General features: G+C 67.3%; 9 protein-coding genes. 2 read left to right on the top strand and 7 right to left on the bottom strand.

The window, feature by feature from the left end; translation table 11 throughout:
* Positions 1–111 precede the first annotated feature (111 nt).
* The 4 genes from ACQPY0_RS18120 to ACQPY0_RS18105 all read right to left on the bottom strand — a co-directional run bounded on the left by ACQPY0_RS18120 (position 112) and on the right by ACQPY0_RS18105 (position 5,980).
* Positions 112–2,367 carry a DPP IV N-terminal domain-containing protein gene (locus ACQPY0_RS18120; protein WP_432990282.1) on the bottom strand — a complete coding sequence of 752 codons (2,256 nt, stop codon included), beginning with the start codon at positions 2,365–2,367 and terminating at the stop codon, positions 112–114.
* Positions 2,368–2,472: 105 nt separating this feature from the next.
* Positions 2,473–4,068, bottom strand: coding sequence for an AMP-binding protein (locus tag ACQPY0_RS18115; RefSeq protein ID WP_432990280.1), 1,596 nt, complete (start codon positions 4,066–4,068; stop codon positions 2,473–2,475).
* Positions 4,065–5,099 (bottom strand): serine hydrolase domain-containing protein, encoded by a 1,035-nt coding sequence (locus ACQPY0_RS18110; RefSeq protein ID WP_432990278.1) that lies wholly within the window; start codon positions 5,097–5,099, stop codon positions 4,065–4,067. The genes ACQPY0_RS18115 and ACQPY0_RS18110 overlap by 4 nt, the downstream gene beginning before the upstream one ends.
* A gap of 5 nt (positions 5,100–5,104) precedes the next feature.
* Positions 5,105–5,980 carry a dipeptidase gene (locus tag ACQPY0_RS18105; RefSeq protein WP_432990277.1) on the bottom strand — a complete coding sequence of 292 codons (876 nt, stop codon included), beginning with the start codon at positions 5,978–5,980 and terminating at the stop codon, positions 5,105–5,107.
* A gap of 333 nt (positions 5,981–6,313) precedes the next feature.
* Between ACQPY0_RS18105 and ACQPY0_RS18100 the strand changes: the two genes are divergently transcribed.
* The gene (locus tag ACQPY0_RS18100) at positions 6,314–7,240 is read left to right on the top strand and encodes a LysR substrate-binding domain-containing protein (protein WP_432990275.1); all 927 of its coding nucleotides are present in this window, start codon (positions 6,314–6,316) and stop codon (positions 7,238–7,240) included.
* 80 nt (positions 7,241–7,320) lie between these two features.
* On the opposite strand, the gene ACQPY0_RS18095 is transcribed toward ACQPY0_RS18100, so the two are convergent.
* From ACQPY0_RS18095 to ACQPY0_RS18085, 3 genes are all read right to left on the bottom strand, one after another.
* Positions 7,321–8,805 carry a S10 family peptidase gene (locus ACQPY0_RS18095; protein WP_432990273.1) on the bottom strand — a complete coding sequence of 495 codons (1,485 nt, stop codon included), beginning with the start codon at positions 8,803–8,805 and terminating at the stop codon, positions 7,321–7,323.
* Between the two features lie 153 nt (positions 8,806–8,958).
* A complete protein-coding gene (locus ACQPY0_RS18090; protein WP_432990271.1) occupies positions 8,959–10,431 on the bottom strand; it encodes a S10 family peptidase in 1,473 nt (490 codons plus the stop codon).
* Positions 10,432–10,475: 44 nt separating this feature from the next.
* The gene (locus ACQPY0_RS18085; protein ID WP_432990269.1) at positions 10,476–11,465 is read right to left on the bottom strand and encodes a dipeptidase; all 990 of its coding nucleotides are present in this window, start codon (positions 11,463–11,465) and stop codon (positions 10,476–10,478) included.
* A 140-nt stretch (positions 11,466–11,605) separates the two neighbouring features.
* Between ACQPY0_RS18085 and ACQPY0_RS18080 the strand changes: the two genes are divergently transcribed.
* Entirely contained in the window at positions 11,606–13,057 is a 1,452-nt protein-coding gene (locus tag ACQPY0_RS18080) for an aminopeptidase P family protein (protein WP_432990267.1), read from the top strand.
* Positions 13,058–13,259: the final 202 nt, after the last annotated feature.

Raw genomic sequence — 13,259 nt, 5'->3', positions numbered from 1 at the left:
TGCTGGTCCGGTTCGGCGGGCGGCCGCGCGGAGAAGCAGCAGCCCAACGGCTGACACCTCGCTGCGCGGCCCACCCATTCGTCTGAACGCCTGCTGTGACCGGCCAGCCGCCTACAGCTCGACCGGAATGTCGTCGATGCGGTAGGGCGGTGGGGTTTCGCCCAGGAGGTGTTGGACGAAGTAGTCCCACCGCCGCCGGAGGAAGTAGGCCCTGTTCACCATCATGAAATGGTCGGCGTTCGGGATGATGAGCAGGTCGAAGTCCTTGTTCGCCTTGATGAGGGCGTCGACCAGCCGCATCGTGCCGTGCGGGGTGGCGTTGTCGTCCATCTCCCCGTGGATGAGCAGCAGCTTGCCCGCGAGTTTGTCGGCGAGCGAGACGTTCGCCTGCGCAGCGAAGTCGAAGTCGGAGGTGAGGCCGAAGAACTTCTCGCCCCACCAGGAGTGGTTGATTCGGTTGTCGTGGTTGCCGGCGGAGGACACCGCGACCTTGTAGAAGTCGGGCGCCTGCAGGATCGCCCGGGCGGAGGCGTAGCCACCTGCCGAGTAACCGTAGATCCCGACCCGATCCAGATCCATCCAAGGGCGGCCCTCGGCAAGCTGCTCGATGGCGGCGACGTGGTCGTCCACGAAGACGGCGTTGCCGGACACGCGGGAGAAGTCCTGGAAGGGTTGCGACCGCAGCGCGCCGCCCCGCCCGTCCACCACCACCACCACGAACCCGAGCGCCGCGACGGCCTCGGGATAGTTGAACGCCATCGCCGCTCCTGTGAACGTGCCGCCCGAGAGCGGGAATCGCAGAGGAGCGCAGGAGATCTGCGGACCGGGGTAGATGCAATCGAGCACCGGGTACGTGTTCGCCGGGTCGAAGTCGAACGGCTTGTAGACCGCGCAGTAGATGTCCGTCACGCCGTCAGCCGCTTTCACCACGGTCCGTTCGGGCGGGGCCCAGCCGGCGGCGTAGAGCGCGGTGGCGTCCGACCGCTCGAGCTCGAGCACCACCGCACCCGTTCGGTCGCGCAGCACCGAGTGCGGCGGCGTGTCCCAGCGGGAGGTGACGTCGACGAAGAACCTGCCGGACGGCGACGGTGTGGTGGCGTGATCGAGACCGTCGGCCGTGATCGCGGTGACCTCCCCGCCGTCGAGCGATACCGAGCACAGCTGCTGCAGGTACGGGTCGGCGTCCGGGTCGTGGCCGCCGGCCGTGAACACGACCCGTCGCGCTTGCTCATCGATGGTCACGACGTGCCGCACCATCCAGTCGCCCGAGGTCAGCGTGGTGACTGAACCGTCTGTGCGGTACAGGTAGAGGTGGGCCCACCCGGTGCGCTGGGACCACCACAGCACCTCACCGGTCGACAGGGTGCGCACGTTGCGGTCCTGCTGCTGCGGGCCGTAGAGGATGTGCGACGGGCTGCTCTCCTCGACCAGCACGGTGACCTCGCCGGTGTCCGGGTCGAGCTGGCGCAGGGCGACGTTGTGGTCGCCGCGGTCGTTGGACAGCCAGTACACCTTCGTCTGGTCCTGGCTCCACCACACCCAGCCGTAGTTGATAGCGGACACGAAGGGCATGTTGATCGGCTCGCACTTGGCTTGGACCGACTCGCCGGTGACGGCGTCGAAGACGAAAAACTCGGCGCTTGCGACGTGCTCGTCACCGGGCAGCGCGTAGCGGTAGGACAGCAGCCGCGGCCGGCCTCCGTCGAACGGCGAGGAGCGCACCAGATGCATCAGCTCGACGGCACGCTGGTCGAGGCGGTGCGTCACGAAGCGCGTCGAGTCGGGTGACCACACCACCATCGGCGGCCAGCTGATTCCGAGGTTCTCGCGCATCACGTGGCCGGAGACCTGGTCGTTCATCCCGCCGTAGGCGTGCCCGTCCACGCCGTCGGTGGTGAGCTGCCGCTCCTCGTCGGTGGTCGTGTCACGTAGGTAGAGGTTGTGGTCGCGCTGCAGCACCGCCCAGCGACCGTCCGGTGACAGCGCCTCATCCGTGCGCACCGGACCGATGACCGTCGCGGTGTAGCTGTCGAGGGCCACCTCCAGCTGCACTGAGCCGGAGGTGAGCCGCACGGCATCGTCGCGCAGCTCAAGGTCGGTCAGCGGCATGGCCGTCGGGTCGACCTCGGTCTCCAGCACAGCGGACAGGGCCGCGGCCAGCCGTGCGTGGTCGAACGCCGGCCGCTTGGTGCCCGCCTCGGCGTCGACCACGACGAACTCATGGCCGGCGCTGGTGTGCTTGCGGTACCAGAACGTCTCACCGTCACCGGTCCAACCCGGCACCACGTTGAAAGACGTTACGAGCTTCTTCATCTTGTGCGGCAGCATCGACTCTGCCTTGGCGTAGCGGGCGGCGAGATCAGTCACGGGCGGGCTCCTCTGAGTGCGTCGTGTTGGCGGAGGTCGGCTGGGACGAGGCCCAGGTGCTGCGGGGGTGCCTGATGTGGTTGTGCGTGGCGCCGGCCACGGTAGTCATCCGGCGACCTCGACATCCCAGGTCGACGGGCCGACGCCCCGAAGGCGTAGCTCCGGCTTGGCGATCTTCTGTGTCGGGGTGCGCGGCAGCCGTTCGCTGCCGATGTCCAGGTAGCGCGGCACCATGAAGCGCGGCAGGTGCTCGCGGCAGTAGGCCATCAGCTCCGCGGGATCGAGCGACGTGCCGTCGGCAACCACGACGAAGACCAGTACGTCGTCCTCGCTGAGCTCCGAGGGCACGGCAACCGCGGCGCACTCTTGCACCAGCGGGTGTGCTTCGATGACGGACTCGAGCTCGAACGCCGAGATGTTCGAACCCCGCCGTCGGATCACGTCCTTGATCCGGTCGCGGAAGTAGAGCCAGCCGTCCTCGTCGAGATACCCGGCGTCCCCGCTGTGGAACCAGAGGTTGCGCCACGCACCGAGCGTTTCGTCCGGCATCGCGTGGTACCCCGAGGACATCGACCAAGGCTGCTTCGGACGCACGACGATCTCGCCGATCGCGCCCGGCGGCAGTGGCTGGTCGAGATCGTCCACGATGCCCACCTCGAAGTGCTCGTCCGCGACCTTGCCGCACGAACCCGGACGCCACTGGTCGGGTGTGTCGTAGGAGACCCAGTTCGTCTCGGTCTGGCCATAACCCGTGACGAGGCGCAGGCCGAAGCGCTCCTCGAAGTCCCGCTTGAAGGCCACCATCGGCAGCGCCTGAGCGACGCGCAACGGATTGTCGGCGTCTCGGGCAGACGGCTCCTGCTTCCAGAGGATGTGGCCCATGGAGCCGAGCATGTTCGTCGCCGTCGCGCCGCTCTCCCGGACCTGTTCCCAATAGCGGCTCGCACTGAAGCGCTCGACAAAGGTGCCCTTCGTGCCGAACACCAGCGGGAAGTAGACCCCCCACAACTGCCCATCGGCGTGGAAGAGCGGTAACGGGGTGAAGTAGCTGTCGTCGCTCGTCAGCTGCAGACTGCGCGCGTAGAGCTCGACCCAGACGTAGTACTGATGGTGCGGCATGACGACGCCCTTGGCGGGGCCCGTGGTGCCGGATGTGTACAGGATGGCCAGTGGATCGGTATAGCTCACGTCGACGTCGAGCGAGGTCGACGGCCCGGTGAACAGTTCCGGGTAGGTCAGGACGCAATCGGCCGTGATGCCCGCGGCGCGCGCGTCCTCGACGCCACCGGCGACGACGACGACGGTTCGCAGGGCTGCCTGCTGATTCACCACAGGGGCGATGACGGCCAGGAACTCGCGATGGCATACGAGCACCTCCGCCCCTGAGTTGCCAAGGACGTGAGCCAGCAGGAGGCCGCGCAACTCGACGTTGATGGGCACCTGGACCGCGCCGAGCTTGGCGAGGGCGAACCAGGTCGTCACGATCTCGACGCAGTTGGGCAGAATCATGGCGACGCGATGTCCGCGGCCCACGCCGAGGCTGCGAAGGCCGTGCGCGAGCTGATTCGTCCGCAGCTCGACCGCACCGAACGTCGTGGCGGCCGCCCGCCCGAACTGCAGGAACGCGTCGTCAGGACGCCGTTCGGCCTGCCACCTCAGGATGTCCGGCAAAGTGCGGGCCTTCAGGTCAAACGTTGTCACGCGGCGACGACCTCCATCGCCTTGTGCATCAACCCGTCGGCGAACGCCGGGAAGACGTGGATGTCGTCCAGATTCTTGTCACTCGACACGAACGCCACGAGGCCCGTTTGCGTCTGTTCGCATACGCCGAGGTACGACTGGCTTGAACGGGTCGCACCGCCGTGGGACGAGACAATGCCGCTCGGCCCCTCGTGTCTGCGCCAGCCGAGCGCTTGCCTGAACGGCGGGGTCTTGCCGGGCAGACGCTCGTAGCTCTCGGGCCACTCGAAGTGCGTTTCACGGGCGCGCCGCAGGTCGGTCGACAGCTGTGACCCGTCGTTGCTGAGGTTGGCTTCCGCAAAGGCGAGCATGTCGTCCAATGTGGAGCGGAGGCCGCCTTGCGGCACCATCACGTCCCAGTACCAAACCGGTGAGGGCCGGTCCGTTTCGTCGTCGCCCCGTGCCACCCGGGCCAGTTGCTCGTCCGTGATCCTGTACGCGGTGTCACGCAGGCCCAGGGGCTCGCAGACGAACTCCCTGAGGAGGCGTTCGTACGACTGGCCGGCCGCTACGTCCAAGACATGGCCGAGCACCGACATTCGAATGGTCGAATATGCCCATCCGCTGCGGCGCGGACGAGCGATTCCGGCGACGCGCCGCTGTTCGTAGAGGTGCTCCTTGCGGTATTGCAGGTAGCAGGTGCGCACATCCTGGTCGACCATCCTGGCGAGGATCTTGCCGATGCGATCGACGCCGGCCGTGGATGTGGTGTCGTCGAGTGAAATCATCCCCTTCGACTCCATGACGGCCAACAGCGCCGTGGTGAAGACATTCGAGAACGAGCCGATCTCGTAGACGGCCTTCTCGCCGGCGACCGACGCTTGCTTGGCATCGGAAGACCGGAACGACCTGATATGACGCGTCCCGCCCTGCGTGATGCCGGCGATGACAGTCAGCTCGTGGCGCTCGGCGCAGTAGCCTTCGACCACCTTCGCGATCTCGGACATAGCACGTTCGGCGGTGGCGTCGTTCTTGAACACGCTGTTGGCCATGGCGGTCATTTCGACGGCCGAGCGCGCTCGAGCATGCGCAGGTAGGACCCGCCGCAGATCATGTCGACCTCGTCCGGGCTCAGCCCGCGTTCGGCCAGGCCGGTGGCGAGCTCGCTCAGCCGGCTCGGGTCCTCGAGGCCGTCCGGGCCGGAGCTGTAGAGCTCGCGGGCCCGCCCTTTGATGCCGTGCGCGCCCTCCGGATCGATCCAGTCCAGCACCGGGATCAGCATCTCGACCGGCGACTCGCAGTAGTCCGCGCCGATGCTGATGTGCTCCGGCCCGACCAGCTCGCACATGTGCATCGCATGATCGAGCAGATCCGACAGCGTCGCCTTCGTCGGATCCGCGGACACGTACCCCCGGAACGTGTTCAGGCCGACCACCCCGTTGCGCTCGGCCACCGCCTTGATCTGATCATCGGTCAGGTTGCGCGGATGCGGGCAGATCGCGTCGGCGTTGGAATGCGACACGAACAGGTCACCGTCGTAGTAGCGCAGCGCATCCCAGAACGAGGCCCGAGACATGTGCACGAGATCGATCATCATCGGCACGTTCTCCAACTCCCTGAGCGTCTCCTTGCCCAAGTAGCTGAACCCGCCCTCCATCGGCTCGTTGCTGCCGGTACACAGCAGGTTCTGCCGGTTGTGCGAGAACGTGAACGTGGTGACACCCAACTGGGAAAGCGTGTAGAGCGCCTCCAGATCACCGGCGAGCTCACCATGCCCCTCCAGCGAGAGGAAGATCCCGAACGAGCCCTCCGGACGGTTGTCGTAGTCCGCCCGCGTCGCGCAGTAGGTGATCTCACCCTCCGCGCGCGAGAACTCCGCGAAGTACATGTTGATCGTGCGCCAGTCCGACACCTGCACCACCGCAGCCGTCAACCCGCCGGCCCTCCACCGCGGAACGTAGGTATCGCGCAGTACATTCGCCCGACTCCCCGGAACCCCGTGGTGCGCCAACACGTCATAGACCACCCCACCGACGTAGCTGTTGATCATTCGAATCTCCTCACGAGGTTGGGGTTGAGTCCACCGGCTGGATCACCGTCGAGGGCGTGTCACATCCCAGACATGGCATCGATCAGCTCGACCGTGATGTTCCGTTCCCGGCCTTCGCATCGGTCACTCGTACACGCTAGGAACGCTTCGCGAAGCACGTCCAGCACACATCTCTTAACCTGTTGTACGGCGATCACGAACAGTAGAGTCGAGGTCGTGCCCATCAACCCGTGGCGGCTGCGCCTGCTGTGCGAGCTCGAGACGCTGGGGACGGTACGGGCCGTCGCCGAGGCGGTACATCAGAGCGCATCGAGCGTGTCCCAGCAGTTGTCGCTGCTCGAAAGCGAGGCCGGCACGCACCTGATCGAGCGGACGGGACGAAGCGTCCGGCTGACTCCGAACGGGCATCTGCTGGCCAGGCGTGGCCGCGCGATTCTGGACGCGATGACCGAGGCTATGGCCGAACTCCACGCAGTGGACAACGAGCCCACCGGGATGGTTCAGGTGGCCTCGTTCCAGAGCGCTATCCACTCGCTCGTCGTGCCCACGGTGGCTGCCCTGCGCAAGGAGCACCCCGCCGTTGAGGTTCGCATCGAGGAGCTCGAGCCGAATGAGAGCTCGAATGCGCTGCTACGTGGCCACGTCGATGCGATCATCACGACGGAAGACGTGTTCGAAGCGCCGATGCGATCCGAGTTCGACGTCGTACCGCTGCTCACCGACTCCATCGTCCTGGTGCTGCCCCCGGGCCATCCCGCGACTCGGCACGAGACCGTCGACCTCGCCACGCTGGCCGACGAGTCATGGACGTTCGAGCCCGAAGGCCTCTACATGTCGAGCCTCGCGACCCAGCTCTGCCGAGCGGCCGGCTTCGAGCCACGGATCATCTGCCGTTTCAACAGCTACCTCATCGCGCTGCAACACATCGAGGCCGGCGGCTCCATCGCGCTGCTGCCCGAGCTTGCTGTCGACCGTCGCTACAATGTGGTCACGCGTGAACTCCGCCCGGCCTACCGCCGCCAGGTCGTCGGGGCGGTGCGTTCCACATCCGCTACCCGCGCCGCAGTCCGCGTGGTGGTCGACCGGCTGCGCGAAGCGGCCGCCGGCTTGCCGGGGTCAGCCGACGAAGAACTGCACCCCTAACCCCAGTCCGAACTGGGGTTGGAAGCTCGCTCCCCGGACACTGGCGACGGGCGAGGAGTCCGGCGGCCCGTACGCCGCGGTCATTGCGCACTCCGGAGGGTCGCGAGGTAGGCGACCAGGTCGGCCTTCATGCGGGCGAGCGACGGCTCGTCGAAGTAGATCATGTGGCCGGCCTCGTAGCGCTTCATGGTGACGTTGCGGGCCTGCTCGGGTTCGAGGTGCAGGTGGTCGAAGGTCATTTCGGCCGAGAAGTAGGGCGTGCCGAGGTCGTAGTAGCCGCTCTGCAGAAGGACCTTGAGATGCGGAGCGCGGTTCATCGACGCGCGCAGCTGGGTGGCGGTCTCCAACTGGGGACTCCAGATGCCGTTCTGCTCGCTTTGGCGCGGCTTCCAGTTGGGGAAGGGGATAAGGTTGCGGTAGGCCAGGCCGGGGTCGGCCTCGAAGCCCAGGTCTTCGCGCACGTAACGGTTGAATGCCCTCGTCGCGGGTCCCCAGGTCATCGTCATGCTGGGGTCGTTCTCGAACGTCTCGCCGACGATGTCGCTGTCGATGCCGGTCCAGCGGGTGTCGAGACGACCGATCGTGCGACGCCGGTCGCGCAGCAGCGCCTTCCTGTAGCGCCACGACGTGACACGCAGGTTGGAGCCGCGGATGAGGTCCGGCGACAGCCCGGTGAGCTCGGCCATTCGCTTGGCGATCCGGTCCTGCTCGCCGTCGGTGAGCCGCGAACCCTTCAACAGGGCCACGGAGTACTCGTTGACGGCGAAGTCCTCAGCCGCGGCGATGAGCGGCTCAAGGTCGCCGGACACCACACCGTGGTAAAGCCCGGTGGCCGCGTAGCTCGGGAGCAGCCCGACCGCACCCAGCGCGGTGCCGACCCCGAAACTCGCCCCGGCGACGTCCATCAGCGACGAGATCAGCACGACGCCGTCGACGTAGAGGCCGGGCAGCCCCTGCAGGTAGTCGGTGACGGCCGGGGTGCGCAGCGTCCCGTAGCTATCGCCCAGCAGCACGATCGGGCTGTCCCCGCGACGCTCGCGGTTGATGAACTCGACCACGAAGTCACCGACCACCGCCGCGTCGGCTTCCACCCCGTGGAACTGCTCGACGTCCTCGCCCGGTGCCACCCGGCTGAACCCCGTGCTCGGCGGGTCGACAAAGACCAGGTCGGCGACGTCCAGCAGTGAGTGCGCGTTCTCCTGAAACTGCCAGCGCGAGGTGTCGAACAGCGGGTCGCCCTCGAACACGATCCGGCGCGGGCCCAGGCCGTACATGTGCAGCCAGATCGTCGACGAGCCCGGCCCACCGTTCCACAGGAACACCAGCGGCCGGTCCCGCCGAGACTCCACCCCATCACGCAGGTAGGCCGTATAGAACAGCGCCACCTTCGGCTTCGTCTGCTCCTCGCCATCGTGGAGCACCATCCGGCCGACCTTGGCCGTGTAGTCGATGCGCTCACCACCAATCGTCACCGAATGCCGCGTAACGAACTGCTGGTCCTCCAACGGCTTGGCATCCCCGGCGGCCTTCCCGGCCGTGCTCTCGGTAGTCACAGTCTCCGGCATCAGCTGACTCCCAACTTGGTAGAAGAGGCGGTCGCGGCGACCGGTCAGGACCGGGTCATCAGGCCTAGCCGGAAGTCGAGACCGAACGCCATGTGCTCCGGGCCGACGCAGTGGCGCGCTCGCCGAGGGGCAGGCCTGTCCATTCGTGTTCGGTCATTGCGCACTCCGGAGGGTCGCGAGGTAGGCGACCAGGTCGGCCTTCATGCGAACGAGCGACGGCTCGTGCAGGTGGATCATGTGGCCGGACTCGTAGCGCTTGATGGTGATGTTGGCGGCCCGCTCGGGTTCGAGGTGCAGGTGGTCGAAGGTCATTTCGGCCGAGAAGTAGGGCGTGCCGAGGTCGTAGTAGCCGCTCTGCAGAAGGACCTTGAGATGCGGAGCGCGGTTCATCGACGCGCGCAGCTGGGTGGCAGTCTCCAACTGGGGACTCCAGATGCCGTTCTGCTCGCTTTGGCGTGGCTTCCAACTTGGGAAGGGGACCATGCTGCGGTAGGCCAGCCCCGGGTCGGGCTCGAAGCCGAGGTCCTCACGCACGTAACGGTTGAATGCCCTCGTCGCGGGCCCCCAGATCATCGTCATGCTGGGATCGTTCTCGAACGTCTCGCCGACGATGTCGCTGTCGATGCCGGTCCAGCGGGTGTCGAGACGACCGACCGTGCGACGCCGGTCGCGCAGCAGCGCCTTGACGTAGCGCCACAATGTCACGCGCAGGTTGGAGCCGCGGATGAGGTCCGGCGGGAGCCCGGTGAGCTCGGCCATCCGTTTGGCGATCCGGTCCTGCTCGCCGTCGGTGAGCCGCGAACCCTTCAACAGGGCCACGGAGTACTCGTTGAGCGCGAAGTTCTCGGTCTCGGCGATGAGCGACTCCAGGTCGCCGGACACGACACCGTGGTAGAGCCCGGTGGCCGCGTAGCTCGGGAGCAGCCCGACCGCACCCAGCGCGGTGCCGACCCCGAAGGTGGCCCCGGCGACGTCCATGATCGAGGAGATCAGCACGACACCGTCGACATAGAGGCCGGGCAGCCCCTGCAGGTAGTCGGTGACCGCCGGGGTCCGCAGCGTCCCGTAACTCTCGCCCAACAACACGATCGGGCTGTCCCCGCGACGCTCGCGGTTGATGAACTCGACCACGAAGTCGCCCACTGCCGCCGCGTCGGCTTCCACTCCGTAGAACTGCTCGACGTCCTCGCCCGGTGCCACCCGGCTGAACCCCGTGCTCGGCGCGTCGAGGAAGACCAGGTCGGCGACGTCCAGCAACGAGTGCTTGTTCTCCTGCAGTTCCCAGCGCGAGGTGTCGAACAGCGGGTCGCTCTCGAACACGATCCGGCGCGGGCCCACGCTGTACATGTGCAGCCAGAGCGTCGACGAGCCCGGCCCACCGTTCCACAGGAACACCAGCGGCCGGTCCCGCCGAGACTCCACCCCATCACGCAGATAGGCCGTATAGAACAGCGCCACCTTCGGCTTCGTCTGCTCCTCGCCATCGTGGAGCACCATCCGGCCGACCTTGGCCGTGTAGCCGATGCGCTCACCATCGATCGTCACCGAATGCCGCGTGACGAACTGCTGGTCCTCCAGCGGCTTGGCATCCCCGGCCGTGCTCTCGGTAGTCACAGTCTCCGACATCAGCTGACTCCTAACTTGGTGGAAGAGGCGGTCGCGGCGGCCGGTCAGGGCCGGGCCCGCTCGAGCATGCGCAGATACGAACCCCCGGTGACCAGGTCGACCTCGGCCTGGCTGAGCCCGCGCTCGACCAGGCCGGCGGCGAAGTTCCCCAGGTGGCTGATGTCCTCGAGCCCGGCCGGGCCCTGGGAGTAGACCGAAGTACCCGTGCCGTGCAGCCCGTGCGAGCCATCCGGGTCGACGGCGTCCATCACCGCGGCGAGTTGCTCCATCGGGCCTTCCCAGAAGTCGAGACCGAGCGCCATGTGCTCCGGGCCGACGAGGTCGTACACGTGCATCGCATGGTCGAGCAGATCCGACAGCGTCGCCTTGAAGGGATCCTGGTGGACGTAGCCCCGGTAGCTGTTCAGCCCGACCACACCGTTGCGCTCGGCAACTGCCTTGATCTGGTCGTCGGTCAGGTTGCGCGGATGCGGATTCACCGCATCGGCGTCCGAGTGCGAGACGAACACGTCACCGGAGTAGAGCTCGAGGGCGTCCCAGAACGACGCACGCGACATGTGGACCAGGTCCACCATGACCGGCAGCCGCTCGAGCTCCGCGAGCGTGGCCTTGCCCAGGTGCGTCAGGCCACCCTCGCCGAAGCGCTCGTTGGCGCCGGTACAAAGAACGTTCTGCACGTTGTGCGAAAACGTAAACGCGGTGATCCCCAGCTCGGACAGGGCGTGGAGAGCGTCGAAGTCACCGGCGAACGACAGGTACCCCTCCACCGAAATGAAGAGCCCGAACGACCCCGCGGGCCGGTTGTCGAACTCGGCCCGCGTGCGGACAAACACCAGCTCGCCCTCGGACTGGGCGACCTCGGAGACGAGCACGGCGAGCGTGGCCCAGTCGCCGACCTGCATCACCGCACCGGTCAACCCGCCCGCCCGCCACCTCGGCAGGTGATGCGTGCGCAGAACCTGCGCCTGGTGGCCCTGACTCCCGTGCAGGGCAATCACGTTACCCACCGCCGGACCGACATAGCTGTTGATCATCGTGAGGCACACACCTTTTGTCGGGGTGCCGACGATGCTAGCGATGGAGACAAAAAGCAGTCAATACATTGGGACATAATTTGACTGTACGGTACGGTCGCACGTGGAGCACGATTCACCGCGACGGGACGAGGTCCGCCATGAACGACGCAGGTCATCAGCCGGCAGGTAGCCAGTCGCACGACCCGAACTTTCCTGAACGGTTCATCGAGTTCATGCGGACGGGCTGGCGCGACGTGGCCCTCGACGCCGCACCGCGGACGGAGGCGCCCAACCACGCGAAACGCCGCGCCGACCTCTCGGCGGCGTTCCCGGGCGAGACACTGGTCATCCCGAGCGGGGTGGACAAGGTGCGCAGCAACGACACGCACCACCCGTTCCGGCCGGGCACCGAACACGTGTGGCTCACCGGCGAGCACGATCCGGATGCGGTACTGCTGATGCGTCCGACGGAGGGCGGGCACGAGGCGACGCTGTACCTGCGGCCCCGTTCCCCGCGGGACACCGACGAGTTCTTCCGCGACATCAACTACGGTGAGCTGTGGATCGGCCGCCGCCACACGCTGGCGGAGAAGGCGACCGAGCTGCAGCTGAACACGGCGCACCTCGACGACCTGGCGGCCGCCCTCGACGAGTGCGCGCCCGGCCACACCCGGGTGCTGCGCGGCTTCGATCCGTCCGTCGACGCCCAGGTCCGCACCGCCGGCAACGAGCGCGACGTGGAGCTGGCCCGGGTGCTGTCGGAGCTGCGGCTGGTGAAGGACGCCTGGGAGCTCGAGCAGCTGCGGGACGCGATCGACGCGACCGTCCGCGGGTTCGAGGACGCGGCCCGGGTGCTGCCTTCGGACCGGCCGGTCAGCGAGCGGCTGATCGAGGGCGTGTTCGGGCTGCGGGCGCGGCACGACGGCAACGCGGTCGCCTACGGCTCGATCGTCGGCAGCGGCGCCCACGCGGCGATCCTGCACTGGATGCGCAACGACGGCCGGACGAACCCGGGCGAGCTGCTGCTCATGGACATGGGCGTGGAAAACCGGCACCTGTACAGCGCCGACCTGACCCGCACGGTCCCGGTGTCGGGCACGTTCTCACCGCTGCAGCGCCAGGTGTACGACATCGTGCACCGCTCCCAGCAAGCGGGGATCGACATCATCCGTCCCGGCACCCCGGTCGACGACGTGCGCCAGGCGTGCATGCGGGTGCTCGCGGAGGGCCTCGCCGACCTGGGCATCCTGCCGGTGAGCGTCGAGGAGGCGATGGCGAAGGACGCGACCCTGTACCGCCGGTGGACGCTGCACGGGTTCGGCCACATGCTGGGCCTGGACGTGCACGACTGCGCCTCGGCCCGCAAGGAGAAGTACCGGGAGGGCACGCTCGAGGCCGGTTACGTGCTGACCGTCGAGCCCGGGCTGTACTTCCAGCCCGAGGACGAGCTGGTCCCGGCCGAGCTGCGCGGCATCGGAGTGCGGATCGAGGACGACGTCCTGGTGACCCCGACCGGCGCCGAGGTCCTCTCGTCCGGCCTGCCCCGCGGCGCGGACGAGGTCGAGGCGTGGCTCGCCGCCCAGCGGGACGCCGGTCCGCGCTTGCCCTGACGTCGGCCGGATGCGACCACTCACAGGCGACCATGCAGCCACGAGTCCTGCTGTTCTCGTGCTCGGCGTGCTCCTGGGGGTGGGCCGCTGATAGGGACTGGCCGCCCCGCGTGGGGTTGGTCTCTGGCGCCTCGTCCAGACGCACCCAGCGCAGCCTTCGAAGCCTCATGAAGCGCGTTATGCGCCTCGTGGGGCCGCGTCG

It is taken from the genome of Dactylosporangium sp. CA-233914 (assembly GCF_050942935.1).
Classification (GTDB): domain Bacteria; phylum Actinomycetota; class Actinomycetes; order Mycobacteriales; family Micromonosporaceae; genus Dactylosporangium.
The sequence above is the reverse complement of the archived record's forward strand: the minus strand, read 5'-3'. Positions and strand labels throughout refer to the sequence as shown.

Excerpts from the sequence above, each read along its gene's own strand:
- ACQPY0_RS18080 (WP_432990267.1), top strand. The coding sequence starts at position 11,606 with ATGAACGACGCAGGTCATCAGCCGGCAGGTAGCCAGTCGCACGACCCG.
- ACQPY0_RS18095 (WP_432990273.1), bottom strand. The coding sequence starts at position 8,805 with ATGCCGGAGACTGTGACTACCGAGAGCACGGCCGGGAAGGCCGCCGGG.
- ACQPY0_RS18085 (WP_432990269.1), bottom strand. The coding sequence starts at position 11,465 with ATGATCAACAGCTATGTCGGTCCGGCGGTGGGTAACGTGATTGCCCTG.
- ACQPY0_RS18110 (WP_432990278.1), bottom strand. The coding sequence starts at position 5,099 with ATGGCCAACAGCGTGTTCAAGAACGACGCCACCGCCGAACGTGCTATG.
- ACQPY0_RS18090 (WP_432990271.1), bottom strand. The coding sequence starts at position 10,431 with ATGTCGGAGACTGTGACTACCGAGAGCACGGCCGGGGATGCCAAGCCG.